At 68.5% G+C, this 20804-nt stretch carries 18 protein-coding genes; 10 read left to right on the top strand and 8 right to left on the bottom strand.

Features of this window, described 5'->3' with window-relative positions:
* Window positions 1-148: 148 nt before the first annotated feature.
* Complete coding sequence (trmB, locus tag AC3ANX_RS16785) at window positions 149-844, bottom strand: tRNA (guanosine(46)-N7)-methyltransferase TrmB (protein ID WP_488336982.1); 696 nt, start codon at window positions 842-844, stop codon at window positions 149-151.
* A 114-nt stretch (window positions 845-958) separates the two neighbouring features.
* Here trmB and AC3ANX_RS16780 point away from each other — a divergent pair, with 114 nt between their 5' ends.
* On the top strand, window positions 959-1828 hold the full coding sequence (locus AC3ANX_RS16780; protein ID WP_488334373.1) for a formate/nitrite transporter family protein: 870 nt from the start codon (window positions 959-961) through the stop codon (window positions 1826-1828).
* Window positions 1829-1886: 58 nt separating this feature from the next.
* Here AC3ANX_RS16780 and metK read toward each other — a convergent pair whose 3' ends face one another.
* Window positions 1887-3104 carry a methionine adenosyltransferase gene (gene metK, locus AC3ANX_RS16775; protein WP_488336981.1) on the bottom strand — a complete coding sequence of 406 codons (1218 nt, stop codon included), beginning with the start codon at window positions 3102-3104 and terminating at the stop codon, window positions 1887-1889.
* Window positions 3105-3174: 70 nt separating this feature from the next.
* Window positions 3175-4710, bottom strand: coding sequence for an apolipoprotein N-acyltransferase (gene lnt / locus AC3ANX_RS16770; protein WP_488336980.1), 1536 nt, complete (start codon window positions 4708-4710; stop codon window positions 3175-3177).
* Between the two features lie 309 nt (window positions 4711-5019).
* Between lnt and AC3ANX_RS16765 the strand changes: the two genes are divergently transcribed.
* The 4 genes from AC3ANX_RS16765 (at window position 5020) to AC3ANX_RS16750 (ending at window position 6856) form a co-directional block, all read left to right on the top strand.
* Window positions 5020-5436: a VOC family protein gene (locus tag AC3ANX_RS16765; protein ID WP_488334372.1), complete on the top strand. Its 417-nt coding sequence runs from the start codon at window positions 5020-5022 to the stop codon at window positions 5434-5436.
* 79 nt (window positions 5437-5515) lie between these two features.
* Complete coding sequence (locus tag AC3ANX_RS16760) at window positions 5516-5818, top strand: polyhydroxyalkanoic acid system family protein (RefSeq protein WP_488334371.1); 303 nt, start codon at window positions 5516-5518, stop codon at window positions 5816-5818.
* Window positions 5819-5927: 109 nt separating this feature from the next.
* On the top strand, window positions 5928-6134 hold the full coding sequence (gene rpsU / locus AC3ANX_RS16755) for a 30S ribosomal protein S21 (RefSeq protein WP_488336979.1): 207 nt from the start codon (window positions 5928-5930) through the stop codon (window positions 6132-6134).
* Window positions 6135-6226: 92 nt separating this feature from the next.
* The gene (locus AC3ANX_RS16750; protein ID WP_488334370.1) at window positions 6227-6856 is read left to right on the top strand and encodes an FKBP-type peptidyl-prolyl cis-trans isomerase; all 630 of its coding nucleotides are present in this window, start codon (window positions 6227-6229) and stop codon (window positions 6854-6856) included.
* A gap of 546 nt (window positions 6857-7402) precedes the next feature.
* Here AC3ANX_RS16750 and AC3ANX_RS16745 read toward each other — a convergent pair.
* Window positions 7403-7951 (bottom strand): hypothetical protein, encoded by a 549-nt coding sequence (locus AC3ANX_RS16745; RefSeq protein ID WP_488334369.1) that lies wholly within the window; start codon window positions 7949-7951, stop codon window positions 7403-7405.
* Between the two features lie 135 nt (window positions 7952-8086).
* On the opposite strand from AC3ANX_RS16745, the gene AC3ANX_RS16740 reads away from it, so the two are divergent.
* Window positions 8087-8458 (top strand): PRC-barrel domain-containing protein, encoded by a 372-nt coding sequence (locus AC3ANX_RS16740; protein ID WP_488334368.1) that lies wholly within the window; start codon window positions 8087-8089, stop codon window positions 8456-8458.
* Window positions 8459-8462: 4 nt separating this feature from the next.
* Here the strand turns inward: AC3ANX_RS16740 and AC3ANX_RS16735 are convergent, their stop codons facing one another.
* The gene (locus AC3ANX_RS16735; RefSeq protein ID WP_488334367.1) at window positions 8463-9338 is read right to left on the bottom strand and encodes a tyrosine recombinase XerC; all 876 of its coding nucleotides are present in this window, start codon (window positions 9336-9338) and stop codon (window positions 8463-8465) included.
* Window positions 9339-9522: 184 nt separating this feature from the next.
* Between AC3ANX_RS16735 and AC3ANX_RS16730 the strand changes: the two genes are divergently transcribed.
* The gene (locus tag AC3ANX_RS16730) at window positions 9523-11691 is read left to right on the top strand and encodes a primosomal protein N' (protein WP_488334366.1); all 2169 of its coding nucleotides are present in this window, start codon (window positions 9523-9525) and stop codon (window positions 11689-11691) included.
* 163 nt (window positions 11692-11854) lie between these two features.
* On the opposite strand, the gene AC3ANX_RS16725 is transcribed toward AC3ANX_RS16730, so the two are convergent.
* The gene (locus tag AC3ANX_RS16725; protein WP_488334365.1) at window positions 11855-13555 is read right to left on the bottom strand and encodes a tetratricopeptide repeat protein; all 1701 of its coding nucleotides are present in this window, start codon (window positions 13553-13555) and stop codon (window positions 11855-11857) included.
* Between the two features lie 265 nt (window positions 13556-13820).
* Between AC3ANX_RS16725 and AC3ANX_RS16720 the strand changes: the two genes are divergently transcribed.
* Window positions 13821-15320, top strand: a complete 1500-nt coding sequence (locus AC3ANX_RS16720) for a S1C family serine protease (protein ID WP_488334364.1) — start codon at window positions 13821-13823, stop codon at window positions 15318-15320.
* Between the two features lie 124 nt (window positions 15321-15444).
* Here AC3ANX_RS16720 and AC3ANX_RS16715 read toward each other — a convergent pair whose 3' ends face one another.
* On the bottom strand, window positions 15445-17019 hold the full coding sequence (locus AC3ANX_RS16715; protein WP_488334363.1) for an amidase: 1575 nt from the start codon (window positions 17017-17019) through the stop codon (window positions 15445-15447).
* A 179-nt stretch (window positions 17020-17198) separates the two neighbouring features.
* On the opposite strand from AC3ANX_RS16715, the gene AC3ANX_RS16710 reads away from it, so the two are divergent.
* Window positions 17199-17900, top strand: a complete 702-nt coding sequence (locus AC3ANX_RS16710; protein ID WP_488334362.1) for a ferritin-like domain-containing protein — start codon at window positions 17199-17201, stop codon at window positions 17898-17900.
* Between the two features lie 72 nt (window positions 17901-17972).
* Complete coding sequence (locus AC3ANX_RS16705) at window positions 17973-19073, top strand: acyltransferase family protein (RefSeq protein WP_488334361.1); 1101 nt, start codon at window positions 17973-17975, stop codon at window positions 19071-19073.
* 6 nt (window positions 19074-19079) lie between these two features.
* On the opposite strand, the gene AC3ANX_RS16700 is transcribed toward AC3ANX_RS16705, so the two are convergent.
* Window positions 19080-20405 carry a glycosyltransferase gene (locus tag AC3ANX_RS16700; protein ID WP_488334360.1) on the bottom strand — a complete coding sequence of 442 codons (1326 nt, stop codon included), beginning with the start codon at window positions 20403-20405 and terminating at the stop codon, window positions 19080-19082.
* Window positions 20406-20804: the final 399 nt, after the last annotated feature.

The following is a 20804-nucleotide window of genomic DNA, read 5'->3' as shown; positions in this document are numbered from 1 at the left end:
GCCATTTTCCTGACCTCCGACCGAACCTCGTGCCCCGAATTTGTAATCACCGAGTAATCACCGAAACGGAAACCGAGGCGAACAGAAATCAATCATAGCGTAATTAAGTGTACTGAAAGACCATCATTTTCCTACGCTAGGCCACGCCCTACTTTCGCTCATAAATAAAGTACCAGACCTCGTGCCCCTGCCGGCGCGCCTTGCGCTCGTAGCGGGTTTCGGGCCAGTCGGCGGGGCGTTCGAGGAAATCGCGTGCGCTTTCCGCCAGCCACTCGAAGTCGCGGCGCTGGTTCATCACCATCATCGACCAGCGGCAATAGGTCGGGTCGTCGGTGCCGAGGCGGAACTCCGCGCCGGGCTTCAGTTTGGCGGCGATCAGGTCGAGCGGGCCGTGGTTGACCATGCGGCGCTTGGCGTGACGTGCTTTGCGCCACGGATCGGGATGGAGCAGGTACAGCCGGTCGAGGCTGGCGTCGGGTAGCCGCTCGACCACTTCGAGCGCATCGCCCATGTGCAGCCGCACATTGTCGAGCGCGCCGTCGCGAATATAATTGAGCGCGCCGACCACGCCGTTGAGGAACGGCTCGCAGCCGATGAAGCCATGGGTTGGCCGCATCGCCGCTTGCCCGGCGAGATGCTCGCCCGCGCCGAAGCCGATCTCCAGTTCGAGCGGACGATCCGCGCCGAATAGCGTCACCGCATCGAGCGGCCCGGTCTCGGGTACGCTCACGCGCGGCAGCAGGTCCTCGACCAGCGCGGACTGGCCCTGGCGCAGCTTGTGCCCCTGGCGGCGGCCGTAGAGGCGGCGGATCGTGGCGGGGTCGTTGGCGAGCGGCTCGGTCATGGTGGCGAGCGCGATAGCGAAGCGCCGCCGCGCCGTCACCCCTCCCGCCGCGGCGGAGACAATTCCGATCTGGCCCGTTCTCTCCGGCACAGGATATCCAAGGGGGGCAAGGTTTTGTCGGAAGAAACGGGCGGCGTCGACGATCTCAAGGCGGCGAATGCGAAGGAACTGCACCGCGCGATCCGCGAGGAGGGCGAGGACGAACTGCGCCGCCCGCTCGCATCGCTGTTCTGGTCGGGCGTTGCGGCGGGGCTGGCGATCAACGCCTCGCTGCTGACCGAGGGCGTGCTGCGCCAGCATCTGCCCGATGCGCCGTGGCGTGAGCTGGTGATGGCGATGGGCTATCCGGTCGGCTTCCTGATTGTGATTCTCGGGCGGATGCAGTTGTTCACCGAAAGCACGATTACCGCGGTGCTGCCGCTGGTGAGCGATCCCACGCGCGAATCGCTCGGGCGCACGCTGCGGCTGTGGGGTGTGGTGCTGGGCGCGAACCTGATCGGCACATCGATCGGCGGCGCGGTGATCGCTTTTGGCGGGCTCGGCTCGGCGGCGGCGCATGATGCGATGATCGCTGTCGCGTTGCCGATCCTCCAGCATTCGCCGTTCGCGACGCTCGTCAACGCGGTGCCGGCGGGCTTCCTGATCGCGGTACTCGCCTGGTCGCTTCCCAATGCGCGCGAGCAATCCTTCCTCGTCATCTTTGCGGTGACATGGGTGGTGGCGATAGGAGGCTTCTCGCACTCGGTGGTCGGGTCGAGCGAGGCGTTCCTGCTGTTCTTCTCAGGGCACGCCGACGCGGTGCGCACGGTGTTCGGCCTCATCCTGCCGGCAGTGGTCGGCAACCTGATCGGCGGCGCGGGCATCTTCGCGCTGCTCGCGCACGGGCAGGTGCGCGGCGAGATGACCAAGGAGATGCGCCAGATGAAGAAGAACGCGCGCCGCCAGCGTCGGCTGGAGAAGCGGGCGGCACGCGCGGCGGCATGAAAAAGCCTCCCGACGCGCATGCGTCGGGAGGCTTTTCGGACCGCGAGGTGGAGGGGCTTTACGCCACGGCCGCCTTCAGCGCGTCGACCAGATCGGTCTTTTCCCAGGTGAAGCCGTCGGCATCGGGCTCGCGGCCGAAGTGACCGTAAGCGGCGGTGCGCTTGTAGATCGGCGCGTTGAGCTTGAGGTGCTCGCGGATGCCCTTGGGGGTCAGGCGCACCAGCTTGGGCAGCACCTCCTCGATCTTCGCCTCGGGAACGGTGCCGGTGCCGTGCAGGTCGACATAGACCGACAGCGGCTCGGCGATACCGATCGCGTAGGAGAGCTGGATCGTGCAGCGCTTGGCAAGGCCGGCCGCGACGACGTTCTTGGCGAGGTAGCGCGAGACGTATGCCGCCGAGCGATCGACCTTGGTCGGATCCTTGCCCGAGAACGCGCCGCCGCCGTGGGGCGATGCGCCGCCGTAGGTGTCGACGATGATCTTGCGGCCGGTGACACCCGCGTCGCCGTCCGGCCCGCCGATCTCGAACGCGCCGGTCGGGTTGATGTAGATCGCGGTCTCGTCGGTGATGAAGCCCTGCGGCAGCGTCTCGCCCAGCACGCCGGTCACGTAGCTGCGCAGTTCCTCATACTTGGCGGGGTCGGCGTTGTCGCCCTGGAGGCAATAGCCCGGCGCGTGCTGCGTGGAGACGACCAGCGCGGTGGCGCGGACCGGCTTCTCGTTCTCATAGGCGAGCGTCACCTGGCTCTTGGCGTCCGGCTCGAGGAAGGGCGCCGCGCCCGAGTGGCGGTCGGCGGCCATCCGCTCGAGGATCTTGTGGCTGTAATACAGCGTGGCGGGCATCAGGCCGGGCGTCTCGTCGGTCGCATAGCCGAACATGATGCCCTGATCGCCCGCGCCCTCGTCCTTGTTGGCGCCTTCGTCCACGCCCATCGCGATTTCCGCCGACTGGCCGTGCAGGTTGTTGTAGAACTTGAACTCGTTCCAGTGGAAGCCCGACTGTTCGTAGCCGATTTCCTTGACCGTGTTACGCACCGCCGCCTCGATCTCGGCGAGCGCGCCCTCGGCCCATGCGCCGTTCTCGTACACGCCCTTGCAGCGGATTTCGCCGGCGAGCACGACGAGGTTGGTGGTCGTCAGCGTCTCGCAGGCGATGCGCGCATAGGGGTCTTTCGCGAGGAACAGGTCGACCACGGTGTCGCTGATCTGGTCGGCGACCTTGTCGGGATGGCCTTCCGAGACCGACTCGGAGGTGAACAGGAACGAAGCGCGCATCATCTTGCCCTTTGCTGGCGCGGCCGCGAACGTCGCGACGGCGCATATAAAGCTTTCCTTATATGTGCCCCTAACGGCGCGAGACGCGGAAGGCAACGGCCAACAGCAGCATCGCGATTGCGGTCAGCGCAGCCAGCCAGTTGCCGACCTGCGCGAACAATGTCGGGGGCAGCGCCGGGGGCAGCGGCAGTTCAACCGCGCCGCGCGTGTTCCACGGGATCGACGCCAGCACGCGGCCGTGCGCGTCGATCGCGGCCGACACCCCGGTCGGCGTGGAGCGCAGCACCGGCAGTCCTTCCTCGATCGCGCGCATCCGCGCCTGCGCGAGGTTCTGCTCGGGGCCGGAGCGGCTGTACCAGCTATCGTTCGAGGGGTTGAAGATGACATCGGGCCGGTGCGCGGGATCGACGACATTCCCCGAGAAGATGATCTCGTAGCAGATCTGAAAGCCGACCTTGCCGAAGCCGGGCAGGGCGAGCGTCTGCGGCCCCGCGCCCGGCGCGAAGTCGATATCGCCGGGCACCAGCCGCGACAGGCCGATCGCCGACATCAGCGGTCGCGCCGGCAGATACTCTCCCCACGGCACCAGATGCGCCTTGTCGTAGCGGCCGATCAGCCGCCCGCGCGGGTCGATCGCGAAGATCGAATTGCCCGCGCTCGTGAGCTTTTCGTCCGCGTCGAACTGGAGCGCCTGCCCGCCGGTCAGCACCACGTCGCGTGCACCCAGTGGCGCGGCGATCGCGGCACGCACCTCGCGCGGATCGCCGAGGTAATTATAATGCGGCGGGTAGCCGTCCTCGACGTTGAAGCGCAGCGCCCCCTCCGGCCACAGGATCAGCCGCGGGGCAGGGCCGGGCGTGCCGCCAAGCGTCTGGAGCGCGCGCAGGTTGGCGATGGGATAGTCGTCGCGCGGGCGCTGCTCCTGATCGAGATCGGGCTGAACGATGCGGACGCGCGGGGCGTCGGGCGCGGGCGCGACCGGCGTCATTGGCAGCGCGATCCCGCTCACCGCCGCTACCGCGAACCCCGCCGCCGTCACGCCTGCGAACCGCCAGCGCCGCGCCGCCAGCAGCGCCAGCGCGCCCGCCGCGAGGATGGTCACGCCCGACAGCGCATAGGTGCCGATCACCGCCAGCAGCGCGGAGACGCCGGGCAGCGGCAGCCAGACCTCGGCGAGCGGATTCCACGGATAGCCGGTCAGCATCGTGCCGCGCAGCCATTCGCTCGCGATCCACGCGGCGGCGAACACCAGCACGAAGCCCGCATGGGGCTGCGCACGGCGGAACCGCCACGCCGCCCCCGCCGCCAGCATCGGATAGATCGCCAGATACAGCGAGAGCAGGAACGGCGCGATCGGCCCGAGCCAGTGCGGCACTGCGTCCTGATAGGAGAAAGCCTGCGCGATCCAGATGTTGCCAAGCGTGAAATGCGCGAGGCCGAACAACCAGCCGCGCCACAAGGCCGCGCGGATCGTCGGTGCGGCATGCACCAGCCACATCCACACGGCGAAGCAGGCCAGCGTCACCGGCCACCAGCCCCAAGGCGCGAAGCCCAGCACCGCCGCCGCACCGAGCAGCAGCGAAGGGACGGCCGCCCGCCGGGTCACGAGACTTGCGAAGGTGCTGGTCACGACGTCAATTCCTTCATGCCGGACCTGTCCCGGCCAGGGCCGCGAGCCCGGTCGCCGCCTATGCGGAACGACGCGGGCGGGGACAAGCCTTGGCGCTCCGTTCGCGGCACGCGCCCGATGCGCATCTTGATCCCTGGCGCAGGCCGGGGTCGAGTTGGTGAGGTGACTGTAACGAAGCGCGACGCCGGTTTGCCGACGTTCCGTACCTCGATCCCGGCCTGCATCGGGCAAAGACATTTTACATCGCGGGTGACAAACCGCTCCGGCGCGCGCTATCAGATGCGCATGCCACGCCCGTTCCATCTCGCCTTTCCGGTCCACGATCTCGCCGCCGCGCGCGCTTTCTACGCGGGCACGCTCGGCTGCGCGGAGGGGCGCAGCGCCGACACTTGGATCGACTTCGACCTGTACGGTCACCAGATCGTCGCGCACCTCGATCCCGCCGCCAAGCCCGTCACGGTGGCGAATCCGGTCGACGGTCATGACGTGCCGGTGCCGCATTTCGGCGTGGTGCTGACCATGGCCGACTGGCAGGCGCTCGCCGATCGGCTGCGGGCGGCGGGCACGCGCTTCGGGATCGAGCCGCACACGCGCTTCGTCGGCCAGCCGGGCGAGCAGGCGACGATGTTCTTCCTGGACCCGAGCGGCAACGCTTTGGAGTTCAAGGCGTTCGCCGACGATGCGATGCTGTTCGCATCTTGATGCGTTGAGGGCGGTGCCGGCCCGCTCCGCCACCCGGCACCGCCCATCGGTGTGAGCCGATCAACAAAGGACTTTCCCAATGCCCGAACCGATCACCATGGACATTCCCCACAAGCACACCCGCGCGGTGGTGCGCCAGCGACTGGAGGAGGGCGTGCAGAAAGCCACCGCCATGCTGCCCGGCAGCAACGTGACCGAACATCGCTGGGAGGGCGACACGCTCCATTTCACCATCGTGGCGATGGGGCAGCGGGTCTCCAGCCGAGTCGATGCGCTTGACGACAAGGTCCATGCCGTGATCGATCTGCCGCCGTTCCTTGCGCTGTTCGCGGAGAAAATCCGCGCGAAAGTCGCCAAGGAAGCACCGAAGCTGCTGGCCTGACTCAACAATCGGTTGAAAACCGTAAGCGACGCGTGTAGGGCGCACGCCTTGCGGCGCGGGCAGTGGCTTGCGACGACCGATTTCTATTGATCCGGAGTTTGAGCGTTTTATGCAAATCGTAGTTCGCGACAATAACGTCGACCAGGCGCTGCGCGCCCTCAAGAAGAAGTTGCAGCGCGAGGGCGTTTATCGCGAGATGAAGCTGCGTCGCCACTACGAGAAGCCCAGCGAGAAGCGCGCGCGCGAGCGTGCCGCTGCCGTGCGCCGCGCCCGCAAGCTGGAGCGCAAGCGCCTGGAGCGTGACGGCGCGCGGTAAACCCGCCGATGCCGGCGCGTAGCACCGGCAGCCGTTCTATCGTAACGACCTGATCCGGCGCGCCCGCGCCGGACGATCCTTCGGGGGCACCAATGTCGATCACCGCCGTACCCATGAAGCCGATTCGTCGGAACATCCTGGTCTATGTGTGGGTCGGCATCGCGCTCGCCTTCGTGGCTGCGGCGGCGCTGGCGATGCAGGCGCCGTCCGATCCGGTCGCGGCGTTCCTCGCCAAGAACCGTCATGCCAAGGGCGTGGTGGAGACGCCGTCCGGCCTGCAATACCGGGTGTTGCAGCCCGGGCAGGGCGATGCGAAGCCGACTGACGCGGACGTGACGCTGGTGAACTACGAGGGCAAGCTGCTCGACGGGACCACCTTCGACAAGTCGCAGCAGCCGACGCCGATGCCGGTCAAGGAAGTCGTGCCCGGCTTCAGCGAGGCGCTGAAGCTGATGACCAAGGGCTCGAAATACGAGTTCTGGATCAAGCCGAGCCTCGGCTATGGCGACAAGGCGAACGGGCCGATCCCGGCGCGCTCGGTGCTGCATTTCACGGTCGACCTGCTCGATTTCATTCCCGAGGCGACGCTGCGCCAGATGCAGATGCAGCAGCAGATGCAACAGCAGCAGATGCAGGGTGGCGCTCCGGGCGGGATGCCTCCGGGTGCGATGCCCCCCGGCGCAATGCCGCCGGGCGCGGTCCCGCCGCCGCCGGGCCACTGATCCGGCGCGGCGTGATCGCCGCACGGTAAGGACACCAGCCGATGCGAGTTCGGACTTCAGAGCCACGGGCCGCCCGCCCGTGGCTCTTGTCGTTTGGGGTCAGGTAACAATACGCGGGAGTGGGTCAGTCGGGCTTCGGGGCGCGTGACGGTCGTAATGCTGGAAATGATATAAGGAGGCATGTCGAGCGACTGGCGACCGCACCGTCCTCAAGCGCGTCTATGCAGCATTCTCTTGCTGGCATCTGGCCGAGGCTCTCCGGGACGCGCGCACGCTTGTTGGACGGCTCCGCGTCCAAGCGACCTCCGAGACACTCTGCAAATCTGCTCTGCCACCGCCTACCCGCTCGTCCCGAGCGAAGTCGAGGGATGGTCCCACGCGGAGGTGTCTCGGCTTCGCTCGACACGAACGGTTTGGGGAGAGGCGGAGAGCGGCGGCTTGCTATGAAGGATGAGCAAAGCGATGCCATCGTGCTTTCGCGGAGGCCCGAGCCACCAAACCTGAGCGCCACCGGCTGCGGCGCGGTACACCCATACCGCGCCAACCTTAGCGGCGGCAATCCTCGGTCACGCGCTCGATCTCGGCCCATGCCGGAATCACCAGCGGCGCCACGCCCGCCTGTTCGATGAGGAACCGCCCGCGGCTGAACCCCATCGCGTCGAGCAGCGAATCGCGCGGGGTGATCGCCACCGCCAGATAGGGCGGGGTGCCCCCGGTGGGCGTGAGGTTTAGCGTGCGCGCGGTGCTGGTGGTGCGGATCGTCGCCGCAGCCGGGCCGCCCGCACTCGCGCGCGACAGGTAGATCATCCCCGCCGCCACGTCGCAGCGGAGCGTCACCAGCGCGTCGCCGCCGGGCGGGCCGTACAGCGCGATCGAGCCGCGTGCGTCCTGCCGGTACACCCAGTCGCCCGGCGTCAGCGGCCAGTCGCGCCAGTCAGAGGCGGCGGCGGGCGGGGGCGGCAGCGGCGCGGGCGCGCGAGTCGGAACGGGCCGGCGCGTCGCCACGGGCGCGGGGCGGGTCGGCGGGAGTGGCGCCTTCTCGACACAGCCCGCGAGCGCGAGGAGGCCAAGGCCGGTGAGGAAACGTGCGCGCATGCCACCGCTATGGGCGAAGCGCGCGCCGGGCTCAACCGCCCGAATGCGCGGAGCCGGACGAAATGTCGCCTGCCCGCGATCAGGAACCCGCGCGCCGGTCCGGCCGTTACGAGTGCGATACAGAGGGATTTGCGCATGTCCGATACCGACCAACCCGCCACGCAGTTGCTGATCCAGTCCAACCGCAGCGACGCGATGAAGGTCCGCAGCCGCGACGGCGACCGGATCGGCTCGGTCCACGCCTTCATGATCGACAAGCGCAGCGGCCACGCGCTGTATGCGGTGCTGACGATCGGCGGCTTCCTCGGCATGGGCAAGGCGTTCTACCCGCTGCCGTTCGAACTGCTGTCGTTCGACGCCACCGCCGACGGCTATGTCGTCACGATTGACCGCCGCGTGCTCGAGGGCGGGCCGAGCTGGGCGAACAACGCGCCCGATTTCGATCAGGCCTATGCCGATCGCGTGGCGAGCTATTATGCGGTCCCGGCGGAAAACCTGACAGTCTGACCGCTCACGCGCGCGGATGCGCGTTGCGATATACGTCGAGCAGATACGCGGCATCGACCGCCGTGTAGATCTGCGTCGAGCCGAGACTCCCATGCCCGAGCAGTTCCTGTAGCGCGCGCAGATCCGCACCGCGCCCGAGCAGGTGCGTCGCGAAACTGTGGCGCAGCGCGTGCGGCGTGGTGCGCTCACCCAAGCCGAGCCGCGTGCGCGCCGCCTGCACCGCGCGGCGGATCAGCCCGGGTGCGAGTGGCCCGCCCTTCGCGCCGCGAAACAGCGCGGCATCGCGTACCAACGCATAGGGGCAGAGCGCGACATAATCCTCGATCGCGGCGCGCACCTGCGGGAGCAGCGGGACGACGCGCGTCTTGCCGCGCTTGCCGGTGACGACCAACGTCTCGCCGAGTGGGAGTGCCGCAGCCGTCAGCCCGACCGCCTCGCCGATACGCAGGCCGGCGCCATAAAGCAGCAGCAGCACGGCGAGATCGCGCGCGCCGATCCAAGGTTCGTCGCGATCCTCGGCAACCTCATCGGCGAGCGCGAGCGCCTCGTCGGGCGAGATTGGGCGCGGCACGCCTTTCTTGACGCGTGGGCCGGACAGGCGCGGCGTCTCCGCGCCGGCGAAGGCGAGGAACGCGCGCACCGCCGACAGCTCGCGCGCGGCGGAGGCGTTGCCGAGCCCATCCTCGCGCCGCAGCGCCAGGAACGCGCGCAGATCGGCCGCGCTGACCCGCGCGAGCATCGCTTGCGTCACCGCCTCGCCCCAATGGCCTTGCAGGAAGCCGAGCAGCCGCTCCGCGGTCGCCTGATACGCACGCACGGTATGCGCCGAGCGCCGCCGGTCGCGCGCGAGATGCTCGGCGAAGGCGAGGGGGAGGTTCATGCTCCCGTCCCTAGCACACTCGTCGCCCCGGCGAAGCCTGTCCTGAGCGGCTGGCTTGCCAGCCAGCCGAAGGGGCCGGGGCCGCTGGGTTTTGGTCGGACCGCCCGCCCTAAAACACAGCGGCCCCGGCCTGCGCCGGGGCGACGGTCGCCTTTTTGTGTGTGTCACCCTACATACGCCCCGAATGTCCCGCGCCCGCGTCCTCGTCATGAACTCCGCGCTCGGCCCGCTCGATTACCGCGTGCCGCACGGCATGCACGTCGAGCCGGGGTCGGTGGTGGTCGCGCCGCTTGGGCCCCGCCAGTTGCTCGGCGTGGTGTGGGAGGCCGATCGCATGCCCTCGGATGCCGAGGTCGGTGACAATCGCCTGCGCAATCTGATGGGCGTGCTGCCGGTGCCGCCGCTCGCGGCTCCTTTACGGCGGCTGATCGAGTGGACCGCCGATTATTACCTGGCCGCCCCGGCGGCGGTGGCGCGGATGGCGCTCGCCTCGACCTCGGCGCTGGAGGGGGCCAAGCTCGTCACCGAATATCGCGCGACCGGCGACGTGCCCGACCGGCTCACTCCGCAACGGACCCAGGCGCTTGAGCGGATCGGCGCGCATCAGGGGCTGATCCGCGAACTCGCCACCATCGCCGACGTGTCCGACGCGGTGATCCGCGGCCTCGTCAAGACCGGGGCGATCGAACCGGTTTCGGTCGATATCGACCAGCCGTTCCCGATGCCCGACCCTGCCCACGGCGCGCCCGCGCTGTCGGCGGACCAGCGCGCCGCCGCCGCCGCGCTCGTCGCCGATGTCGAGGCGGAGCGGTTCCAGCCGACCTTGCTCGACGGCGTGACCGGGTCGGGCAAGACCGAGGTCTATTTCGAAGCGGTCGCCGCGGCGATCGCGCAAGGCAAGCAGACCATCGTCCTGCTCCCCGAAATCGCGCTGACCGAGCCGTTCCTCAAACGCTTCGCGGCACGCTTCGGCTGCGCGCCGGTGGCGTGGCACTCGGGCTTGCGCTCATCCCAGCGCCGCCGCGCGTGGCGGCAGATCGCCGAGGGGCAGGCGCTGGTGACGGTGGGCGCGCGCTCGGCCTTGTACCTGCCCTATGCCAATCTCGGGCTGATCGTGGTCGACGAGGCGCACGAGACCAGCTTCAAGCAGGAGGAGGGCGTGCATTACCACGCCCGCGACGTGGCGGTGATGCGTGGGCTATTCGAGGGCTGTCCGGTGATCCTCGCCTCGGCCACGCCGGCGATCGAGACACGCCAGCAGGTCGCCGCCGGGCGCTATGCCGAGCTGAAGCTGCCCGGTCGCTGGGGTGCCGCCGAGATGCCCGCGATCGAGCCGATCGACCTGATCGCCGAACCGCCCGAGCGCGGCAAGTGGATCGCGCCGCGTCTCGTCAAGGCGCTCGACGAGACGCTCGCGCGGGGCGAGCAGGCGCTGATGTTCCTCAACCGGCGCGGCTATGCGCCGCTGACGCTGTGCCGAACCTGCGGGCATCGTTTCCAATGCCCGAACTGCACCTCGTGGATGGTCGAGCATCGGCTGGTGCGCCGGCTCGCCTGCCACCATTGCGGCCATGCCGAGCCGGTGCCGCGCGTCTGCCCGGAATGCAGCACCGAGGATACTTTGGTGCCGGTCGGTCCCGGCGTCGAGCGTATCGCCGACGAGGTGAAGTTGCTGTTCCCCAACGCCAAGGTCGCGGTCGTCACCTCGGACACGATCTGGTCGCCCGCCAAGGCCGCCGAGTTCGTCGGGCGGATGGAGGCGGGCGATATCGACATCATCGTCGGCACGCAGCTTGTCACGAAGGGCTATCACTTCCCCAACCTGACCCTAGTCGGCGTGATCGACGCCGATCTCGGGCTGGAGGGCGGCGACCTGCGCGCGAGCGAGCGCACCTTCCAGCAGATCATGCAGGTGGCGGGCCGCGCCGGGCGTGGCGCCAAGCCCGGCCACGTCTATCTCCAGACGCATAGCCCCAACGCGAGCGTGATGCGCGCGCTCATCACCGGCGATGCCGAGGCGTTCTACACCGCCGAAACCGAGAACCGCCGCGAGGCGGGCGCGCCGCCGTTCGGCCGCTTCGCCGCGATCGTGGTGTCGAGCGAGGATCAGGCCGCCGCGCAGGATGCGGCCAAGGCGATCGGCCGCGCCGCGCCGAAGATCGACGCGATGGAGGTGTACGGCCCCGCGCCCGCGCCGCTGGCGATGCTGCGCGGCCGCCACCGCTTCCGCCTGCTCGTCCATGCGCGCCGTGCGCTCGACGTGCAGGACGTGATCCGCGACTGGCTCGGCGGGGTCGACTGGTCCGCCAAGGTGCGCGTGGTGGTGGACGTGGACCCGTATAGCTTCTTGTGAGCGGCTATCGGTTGCCACTCTTTCTACCGTTCGTGCTGAGCGCAGTCGAAGCACGTGCCCCGGGCGGGATCGTGTGCGGCACGCCCTTCGACTTCGCTCAGGACGAACGGGTTAGGGGTAGGCTGGTTGGGCGAAGGCCGGGGCCAGCTCAGGCTGACGTCAGCTACTGCCCCGCCGCCTGCGCCGCGCCTGCGAACAACGTCGCCGCCGCCGCTTTCTCCGGCGAATCATAGGGCCCGTACAGCACGCTGTGCACCACCCCGCGCGCGAGGTCGGGCTTGCCCTGCCGCATGAGCTCCTGCGCCAGGTACAGGCGCGGCGCGGGGGCGTCGGGCACCTCGCGGATCACCTTGGCGAGCGCGATCATGCCGGCATCGGGCACGCGCTCGCCCGCTTCGGTATAGCTCTGGAACGCGGCGATCAGCGCAAGCGGCGCGTCGCGGTCCTGATGGATCGCCGCCGAGATCATTTTCCGCGCGATCGTGAGGCCGGCGGCGCGATCGGCGGCGGGGCCGGCGAGCGCGAGGTGCGTCTGCGCTATCCCTTTCCACGCCAGCGCGCGACCGTCGTCGGGGGTCTTGGCGAGCACGCGGTCCGCCGCCGCGCCGCACTCGGCATAGGCGCCGCCGCGACACTCGGCCTCCGCCTCGATCAGGATCGTCTGCGGATTGTACGCCAGATGCTCGACCTTGTGGTGGATCTGCGTGAGCCACTGCGTGCGCGCGGCCACGCCTGCCGCATCGGTCGTGCCGAGCCGGGAGCCGAGTTCGATCTGCTCCTCGATCAGCGCGGCGCTGCTGCGGGTGAGCGAATTGACGAGCGGATCGCCGCCGGGCGTGTCGATCGGCGCGGCCTTCGCGAAATCCTTGGTGTTGCGGGTATAGCCGCCGACCGCATATTGGATCTTGCGGATATCGCCGAACACCTTGGCCGCCTCGGCGAGCGGTTTGCCCTGCTGCACCGCCGTCATATAGGCGCGAAACTGCGCGCTGCGCTCGGCCGAGAGCTGCGAGAACAGGAAGTAATGGGCGAGCAGCCAGGCGTGATACGGCGTCCAATGGACCTGAGCGGGCGGCTTGGTGAGATACGCGCCGGTCAGGATATCGCGGACGTTGATGTCGCCGTACGCGCGGAACACCTTCATATACTCGAGCGGTGGCCGCGCATATTCGAGCGACCCGTCGCCGCGCACGCGGATGGTCGAGAACAGCGCGCCGATCCCGTCGAGATACCAGCGCGGATAGGCGGCGGGCTGGTAGGTCTGCATGAAATGCTGCGCGAAGGCGGAATAGAGCACCGCCTCCCACGAGCGTGAGATTGGCGGGTGATTGGCAGCGAGGTTGTTCGCGGTGCTGCCCTCGCCATCGCCACTGGCGTCGTGCTGATCCTCATCGTCGGACAGCTTGGTGTCCATGTCGATCACCTGATCGGTGTGCGCCACCACCAGCACCGCGCCGGTTTCGCGCGGGTCGTAATAGCGTTCGTTGGCGAAGCCGCCGGGGTAGGGGCCTTCCTGCGCGCGCGGGTTGCTGAGGTGCATCGTCTTGAAGAAATCGGGCGTGTCGACCAGCGTGATCTGGAGCTTGACCGTATCGTCGGGCGCATCCTTGGCGCGGTACAGGCGCGACATCAGCGCGTAGAGCCGTTCGAGGTTGTTGGTCACGCGCTTCAGTTCGGCCTCGTTCGCCGTGCTGGTGACGATGACGTGCGCCGATTCCGCACGCCGCCACGGGCTCGGCGCGTCCGACGCGCCATCGACGACGATGTCGGGAACCGCAGGCGCGGTCTGCGCAAGGGCGGCGCGGGTGGGCAATGTCGCCGTGCCGAGAAGAAGCGCGAGGCGAAGACACCGAACCATCGTCATGAGGATTCTCCGGACGGGGAATGGCTGCGCGCTTAGCGTGCGCGGGGCACGCGCGGAAGATGGTCCGCGCGCGCAATTCGCACCGTCTCGCTCGCCATGCCGGATGCCGGGCGCATCTGGTCGGCGCGGGGCGCTTTTGGCCTGTCCTACCCGGCGGCTTCCTGCCAAAATATGCGATATGATCGCTTTGTTGGATTTCCGCCGCCTTTTCCTCAACCGCCGTGGCGCCGAAACGCGCCTGGTAGGCTACCTTCGCCACCTTTGCATGGCGGCGCTCCTCACGATCGCATTCGTCGCGCCCGCGCGCGCCGACGACATTTCCGCCAGCGCGCGCGGCGTGGTGCGTGTCGTCACGATCGCGATGGTCGACGGCGAGGTGGTCGGCTTCGGGCACGGCAGCGGTTTCGCGATCGCGCCCAACCGCATCGTCACCAACGCGCATGTCGTCGAGGTCGCGCACCGCTACCCCGGCAACGTCGTGGTCGGCGTGGTGCCCTCCGAAGGGAGCAAGAGCTACGAGGGCAAGGTGGTCGCGTTCGACGCCGCGCGCGATCTCGCCATCATCGAATTCACCGGCGCGCGGCTGCCGCCGGTGGCGATCTATAGCGGGCCGGTCGACGAGGGCAGCGCGGTGACGGCGCTCGGCTATCCCGGCAATGTCGACGTGGCGACCGCGCAATCCTCGGTCGATTATATCCATCCGCTCACCCCCGTGCGGACCGAGGGCGTCTATTCGGGCAGGCGCGCGATGTCGGGCACGCAGGTGCTGCTCCACACCGCCGCGATCGCGCGCGGCAATTCGGGCGGACCGTTGCTCGATCCGTGCGGGCGCGTGCTCGGCGTCAACTCGGCGATCACGCAGAATCAGGAGGGCGACAGCAGCTTCGGTTTCGCGATCGCCGACAGCGAGCTGACCGCGTTCCTCGCCGCCTCCAAGCAGAGCTACACCGCGGTCGGCCTGCCGTGCACCAGCCTCGCCGATACGCTCAAGCGTGACAGCGACGCCGACGCGCAGGCGAGCGCGCAGGCTGACGCCGCCAGGCGTGATGCCGCCGCACGCGCCGCCGCCGCGCACGAGGTCGCGCTGGCCAGGGCGCGCGCCGATATCGAGAACAACCGCGAGGATGTGATGGCGCTCGCCGCCGTGCTGCTCGTCGCCGGTGCGCTGGCGGTCGGCGGGGCGGGGCTGCTCGAAGTGCGCAACCAGCGGCGCTGGGCGATCGGCGTCGGCGCGTTCGGCGTGCTGCTGATGATCGGCGCGGCGGTGGTGTTCCTCAACCGACCGACCGATGATCCGGTGCTGCCGGCCGATGCCGTCCCGAGTGCGACGCCGAGCCCGCTCGCGCAGGCGGCGACCGGCAAATTGCTGTGCTCGGTGGTGCCTGAACGCAGCCGCATCGTTTCCTCCTCGACCGATCCGGTCAAGCTCGACTGGGGGCAGGACGGCTGCATGAACGCGCGCACCCAATATGCCGAGAACGGGACGAAGTGGAATCGCATCCTCGTCCCCGACGAGGAGCAGACGGTGTCCCTGTTGCAGTTCGACTCGGCGAGCGGGAGCTATATCGCGCAGCGCTATTTCCTCGGCGCGGACCAGATGGACGCGGTGCGCAAAATCCGCGCGCAGGTGCCGCTCAAGGCCTGTTCGGCCGATCCCGCCGCGCGCGCCAGCCTCGCCACGCAACAGTCCGCGATCCGCGCGGCGTTGCCGTCCGCGCCCAACGAGAAGATCGTCTATCACTGTACGGCGGATACGGCGCCGTGAGCCGGGGCGTCGTTCCCCGGCAAAGGCCGGGGTCCAGTCACGGAATGCCGATAAACGGGCGTTGCGCTCCGTTACCGCAACCTTTCCAACTTGATCCCGGTCTCCGCCGGGGATCAGGCGGGGCTCAGCGCTTGTTTCCGGCCGCGGGAACCACCTCCGCGACCGGCCGATATTTCGGCGCAACCCGCGCGTGCGACGCCTGTTCATACACATAGCCGGCGTCGAGCACGGCCTGATCCGCCCAGGCCGTGGCGATGAACGACAGGCCGACCGGCAGGCCCTTCACCAGCCCCATCGGCACGGTGAGGTGCGGATAGCCCGCTACTGCCGGCAGTTGGCTCGCGCTCGGCCCTTCGCTGCCGTCGCCCGATACGGTGTCGCTCAGCCATGCCACGCCGTAGGTCGGCTGGACGAGGATCGTCGCGCCCGCCTTCGCCAGCATCGCGTCGATCCCCTCCTTGCCCGCCAGCCGCCGCGACCTGGCCACCGCGCCGAGATATTCGGCATCGGCGAGCCCGTGCGTCTGCTCGGCCTCGATGAAATATTCCTGCCCAAAGAATGGCATTTCCTCGGCCTCATGCGCCTCATCGAAGGCGATCACGTCGGCAAGCGTGCGCACCTTGACCGCTGGCGGCGTGGTGGCGAGATAGCTGGCAAGATCGGCTTTCAGCTCGGTATGGAGCACGAGGTTCTCCGCCTCGCCGAGCCCGTCCGATTTCGGAGCATCGACATCGACCAGCACCGCGCCCTGCGCCTTCAGCACCGCGAGCGCGGCGGCATAAGCGGGCTTCATCGCTTCGGGCATATCGGGGTGCAATACCGCAATTCGCACGCCGCTGAGCGTCGCGGTGGCGAGCGGGGCCGCGAAATCACGGGCGTGCGCGTCCGCCGCGCGCGTCGCGGGATCGGCGGGGTCGCTGCCCGCCATGCCGCCGAGCAGGATCGCCGCATCGCGCACGCTGCGCGCCATCGGCCCGGGCGTGTCCTGGCTATGGCTGATCGGCACGACATGCGTGCGGCTGACGAGGCCGAGCGTCGGCTTGAACCCAACCAGCCCGTTCATCGCCGAGGGGCACGCCACCGATCCGTCGGTCTCGGTGCCGACCGCCGCGCCCGCGAAGCTCGCCGCCACCGCCGCGCCCGATCCGCTCGACGAACCGCAGGCGGTGCGATCGAGCGCATAGGGGTTGCGTACCAGCCCGCCGACGCCGCTCCACCCGCTCATCGAATGGGTCGAGCGGATGTTGGCCCATTCGCTGAGGTTGGTCTTGCCGAGGATCACCGCGCCGCCCGCGCGCAGCCGCGCCACCAGCGGCGCGTCGCGGCGGGTCACATTGTCCTTCAGTGCAAGGCTGCCGGCGGTGGTGGCGATCGAATCGCCCGTCTCGATATTGTCCTTGATGAGCACCGGAATCCCGTCGAGCGGGCCGAGCGGCTTGCCCGTGCGGCGGCGTGCGTCGCTTGCCCGCGCCGCCGCCAGTGCATCGGGGTTGAGCGCGATCACCGCGTGGAGCGCCGGCCCCTTGCGGTCCATCGCCGCGATCCGCGCGAGATAGGCGCGGGTGATGCCTTCACTGGTGGCCGATCCGTTCGCCAGCATCGTGTCGAGCCGCTCGATCGACACTTCCTCGACCGGCACCGTCTTCGCCATGGCCGACGTGGCGCATCCGACCGCTGCCAGCACCATCCACTTCCGCATCGTTCCGCCCCATCCGCCTGCCGTCGCCGAAACATGCGGGATCGGCGGCGAGGCGGCAAGCGGCGGGTTAGCGATAGTCTTAGGAAATCGCGCAGAGGCTGCTAACGTGGGTCAAGCCCCATCAGGGGCGCAGGAGAGGCGGGCCCGATGTGGCCCAAACGGTGGGTACAGACCGAACGATGCTCGACGCCCTACGACGCCGCTATCTCGATGTGCTCGGATCGATCTACATCTACAACGAGCATCGCGGTTATACGAGCATTGACCGCGTGCTGGAGGCGGTGCTGGCGCATTGTCCCGACGACGCCGCCTTCATCGCCGCCATCCGCAAGCACCGCGCCGACGAGCGCAAACATTATGTGATGTTCCGCCGCTGGTTCGAACTGCGCGGGTGCATGCCGCTGTCGGTCGATCGCGCGTGCGGACATATCGACCGGTTCGTGGAGATCGTGTTCGGCTCGACCATCGACGATCTCGACACGCAGGCGGTGATCGCCAGCCCCGCGATGTTCGAACGGCTGTGCCGGGTCATCATGCTGACCGAAATGCGTGGCATGAAGCAGGTCGACGTGTTGCTGAAGTCGCGGCTGGTCCGGTCGGACCCGGTGCTGGTCAAGATCTTCCGCATCGTGGAGAAGGACGAGCCGAGCCACTGGCAGCCATATCAGGACTGGCTGGTCCGCACCGGTCGCCCGCAGGCGAAGCGGCGCGAGCGGCTGGTCGATTTCTGGGTTCACCGCGAGTTGCTGTTCCTCAAGCTGCCGTTGCTGTTCCTCAACCCCTGGCTGCCGCGCGCACGCGCCTGGGCGGATGCGGAAGAGGCGAACGCCAGTCCCCGGCCGATCGCGGCGGCGCAGCCGGTGGCGGTGGCGGCGTCGTAGCGCGTCCGTCGGCCTGTACAGGATCCGCGATAGCGGTTAGGCGATCCTCCGGAAATTGGGGGATTTCAGACCATGTCGAACGCTTCCGCACCCGCCAAACCCGCGCACCACGCGCGTTTCGAGTTGCTTGACGGGCTTCGCGGCATCGCTGCGCTGGCGGTGGCGGTCCTCCATTTCTCGCAGACGTTCGGCCTGTCTTACGAGCCGGTCAATGCGCGGCTGGCGGTCGATTTCTTCTTTTGCCTCAGCGGATTCGTCGTCGCCTTTTCGTACCGCGAACGGCTGCGTTCGGGCGTGATGACGTTGGGCGACTATACCAAGAAGCGGGTGATCCGCCTGTATCCGCTGATCGCGCTCGGCTGTGCGCTTGGTGTGGTCGCGTCGATCGGGCTGCTGGCCACGCACAAGATGGACGCGGCCACATTTGCTATCCTCAGCCTGTCGAGCTTTCTGATGGTGCCTGCCGGGTTGTGGTACGGCCTCCAGGCGTATCCGTTCAACAACCCCTTGTGGTCGTTGTTCTTCGAGATCGTCGCAAGCCTGGGCTATGGGCTGGTCGCGCGGCTGTCGAACGCGGTGGTCGCGGTGCTGTGGGCGGTGAGCGGCGTCGCGCTGTTCGTCGCGATCATCCTCAGTCACGGGCTGGGCGGCTTCGGTTTCGATGCGGGCCATTTCGCATACGGGTTCCTGCGCGTCGCCTATCCGTTCCTGTCGGGCGCGCTGTTCTATAGTTCGGGGCTGTACCGCCTGCCGCTGGTGTCAATCGGCCGCATACCGACCATCGCCATCCTGTGTGCGCTGCTGTTCGTGCCGTGGCTGCCGGGCGGTGCCGCCACGCCCTATTACCTCGCCTGCCTCGTCACGGTGGCGGTGCCGGTGATCGTCGTGCTGGCGGTGAACGTGCGCTCGGTCGGACCGGAGCCGCGCGCGATCCTGTTCATCGGTCTGCTCTCCTATCCGTTCTATGTCGTCAACCAGCCGGTGATGCGGATCGTGTTCCTCGTCGCCAAGCGCGTGGGATCGTCGGACGCGATCGTCGCCGGCGCGATCCTCGCCTCGCTGCTCGGTTCGGCGATCGTCGCGTATGTGGCGTTCAGATGTTACGATGAACCGGTGCGCAAGTGGCTCACCCGCCGGACCTTCGATCGCGACGGGGCGTTGAAGCTGGCCTGAAGCGGCTCACGCCACCGCGAGATGCGGAACGAATGCGCGCGCGGGCACCCGCGCCGGCTCCAGCGCCTCGGCTATGGCGCTGGCGGCCGCGTCGGCGCCGTTCTCGCGCACGATCGTCGCGCCGATCCGCTCCGCCTGCGCGGCAAAGCTCGCTTCCTCGAACAGCGCACCGATCAGTCGTGCCGCGCGCGCTGCGGTGAAGCGGTGCGCCTTCATCGACAGCCCGACGCCGAGCCGCTCGACCCGCTGGCCGTGATCATACTGGTCGCCCATGTGGGGCACCACGAGCTGCGGCTTGCCGGCGCGCAGCGCCTGTCCCGTCGTGCCAGCGCCGCCGTGATGGACGATCGCCGCCGCCGCCGGGAACAGCAGCGAATGCGGCGCATAGCCGCAGCGGAAGATGTCGCCCTCGTCGCTCGAGCCGCTCTGGCCGCCGGTCAGCAGCACCGCGCGGCGGCCGAGCGCGCGCGCGGCGGCGGCGGCCTCCGCGTAGAAATTGCCCGGGCAATGCACCGCGAAACTGCCGAGCGTGAACACGATCGGCGCTGGCCCGGCGGCAAGGAATGCGGCGAGTGCGGGGTCGAGCGTCTCCTCCGCGCCGCTCTGGCTGTCGAAGATCGGAAAGCCGGTCAGCCGCGTGGTGCCGCCGATATCGGGGGGCAGCGGACTGAAATGGCGCGAATAGGTGCCAAGCGTCAGCGCGGCGCGGTCGCTCGCCTCGAGCAGCCGCCGCGCGCTCTTGCGGGGCAGCCGGTGCGCCGTGCGCACCCGATTGAGCGCGCGGCCGCATTTGATCTGCACCGCCAGCCGCATCGTCGCATACACCAGCCGGTTCCACGTCCGGCCGAGCGCGGTGTTGGGCGAGTGCCGCATCATCCAGAAATCGGGCGTGCAGGGCGGATCGTAGGCCGACAGCATCGCCATCGGCTGCAACACCACCGATACGAGCGGAATGCCGCGCTTCTCCGCCACGATCGGCGCGCCGAACACGAAGATCGACGCCACAATCGCCTCCGCGCCCGCCGCCGCCGCTTCGAGCTTGCCGATGCTGTCGGGCAGGGCGGGCAGCAGCACTTGATCGAGCATCTCGATCTGGTCGCTCATAATGCGCTTGACCGCGGCATCCTCGGGCAGCCCCATGCGGCGGCGCACCGCATCGAAGCCGGGCAGCACCGCCACCGCCTCGATCCCCGCCGCGCGGCATTTGGCGAGCTGGTCCTCCGCTACCGCCAGCACCGGCGAGAAGCCGCGGCGGGCGAGCGCCTGCGCCACGGCGATGAAGGGATGCAGATCGCCCAGCGTGCCGATGGTGGTTAAGACGATCTTGGGCATGCCCGCCAACCCCTGTGAAATCGCGCGCGCGTCGTCAATCTCAGGATCGTCCCGGAGCCGCAAATGCGACCAACGGGCGGAAAGCCGCGCTCCCGCGCGCAGCTTCGTGCGCCGTGAAGGGCGAAAATGAAAAGAGGCTGCCGGGGCCTTGCGGCACCCGGCAACCTCCTGACATGGTCAGCGGCCGGAAGCTCCAGCTTGGGAGACCATGCGAACCGCAAAGCGATCTCGGACGATAGCGTTGTCTGGAGGAGGATACCTCCCGCCGCTGTCCGTGAGGCTTAGCGGTGCGTCCCCCGAACGAACTGAACCGACCCCATTGCTGAACCATGAGACATCGGATCACCTCCTTTCGCTAGTTAAGACGGCGTACCCAGGCTTGGGCACGAGGCGATCTTG

Source organism: Sphingomonas sp. BRN-1R (assembly GCF_057748035.1).
This window is presented reverse-complemented; position numbering and strand designations above follow the sequence as displayed.

Excerpts from the sequence above, each read along its gene's own strand:
- trmB (WP_488336982.1), bottom strand. The coding sequence starts at position 844 with ATGACCGAGCCGCTCGCCAACGACCCCGCCACGATCCGCCGCCTCTAC.
- metK (WP_488336981.1), bottom strand. The coding sequence starts at position 3,104 with ATGCGCGCTTCGTTCCTGTTCACCTCCGAGTCGGTCTCGGAAGGCCAT.
- AC3ANX_RS16765 (WP_488334372.1), top strand. The coding sequence starts at position 5,020 with ATGCCACGCCCGTTCCATCTCGCCTTTCCGGTCCACGATCTCGCCGCC.
- AC3ANX_RS16760 (WP_488334371.1), top strand. The coding sequence starts at position 5,516 with ATGCCCGAACCGATCACCATGGACATTCCCCACAAGCACACCCGCGCG.
- rpsU (WP_488336979.1), top strand. The coding sequence starts at position 5,928 with ATGCAAATCGTAGTTCGCGACAATAACGTCGACCAGGCGCTGCGCGCC.
- AC3ANX_RS16750 (WP_488334370.1), top strand. The coding sequence starts at position 6,227 with ATGTCGATCACCGCCGTACCCATGAAGCCGATTCGTCGGAACATCCTG.
- AC3ANX_RS16745 (WP_488334369.1), bottom strand. The coding sequence starts at position 7,951 with ATGCGCGCACGTTTCCTCACCGGCCTTGGCCTCCTCGCGCTCGCGGGC.
- AC3ANX_RS16740 (WP_488334368.1), top strand. The coding sequence starts at position 8,087 with ATGTCCGATACCGACCAACCCGCCACGCAGTTGCTGATCCAGTCCAAC.
- AC3ANX_RS16735 (WP_488334367.1), bottom strand. The coding sequence starts at position 9,338 with ATGAACCTCCCCCTCGCCTTCGCCGAGCATCTCGCGCGCGACCGGCGG.
- AC3ANX_RS16730 (WP_488334366.1), top strand. The coding sequence starts at position 9,523 with ATGTCCCGCGCCCGCGTCCTCGTCATGAACTCCGCGCTCGGCCCGCTC.
- AC3ANX_RS16725 (WP_488334365.1), bottom strand. The coding sequence starts at position 13,555 with ATGACGATGGTTCGGTGTCTTCGCCTCGCGCTTCTTCTCGGCACGGCG.
- AC3ANX_RS16720 (WP_488334364.1), top strand. The coding sequence starts at position 13,821 with ATGGCGGCGCTCCTCACGATCGCATTCGTCGCGCCCGCGCGCGCCGAC.
- AC3ANX_RS16715 (WP_488334363.1), bottom strand. The coding sequence starts at position 17,019 with ATGCGGAAGTGGATGGTGCTGGCAGCGGTCGGATGCGCCACGTCGGCC.
- AC3ANX_RS16710 (WP_488334362.1), top strand. The coding sequence starts at position 17,199 with ATGCTCGACGCCCTACGACGCCGCTATCTCGATGTGCTCGGATCGATC.
- AC3ANX_RS16705 (WP_488334361.1), top strand. The coding sequence starts at position 17,973 with ATGTCGAACGCTTCCGCACCCGCCAAACCCGCGCACCACGCGCGTTTC.
- AC3ANX_RS16700 (WP_488334360.1), bottom strand. The coding sequence starts at position 20,405 with ATGCCCAAGATCGTCTTAACCACCATCGGCACGCTGGGCGATCTGCAT.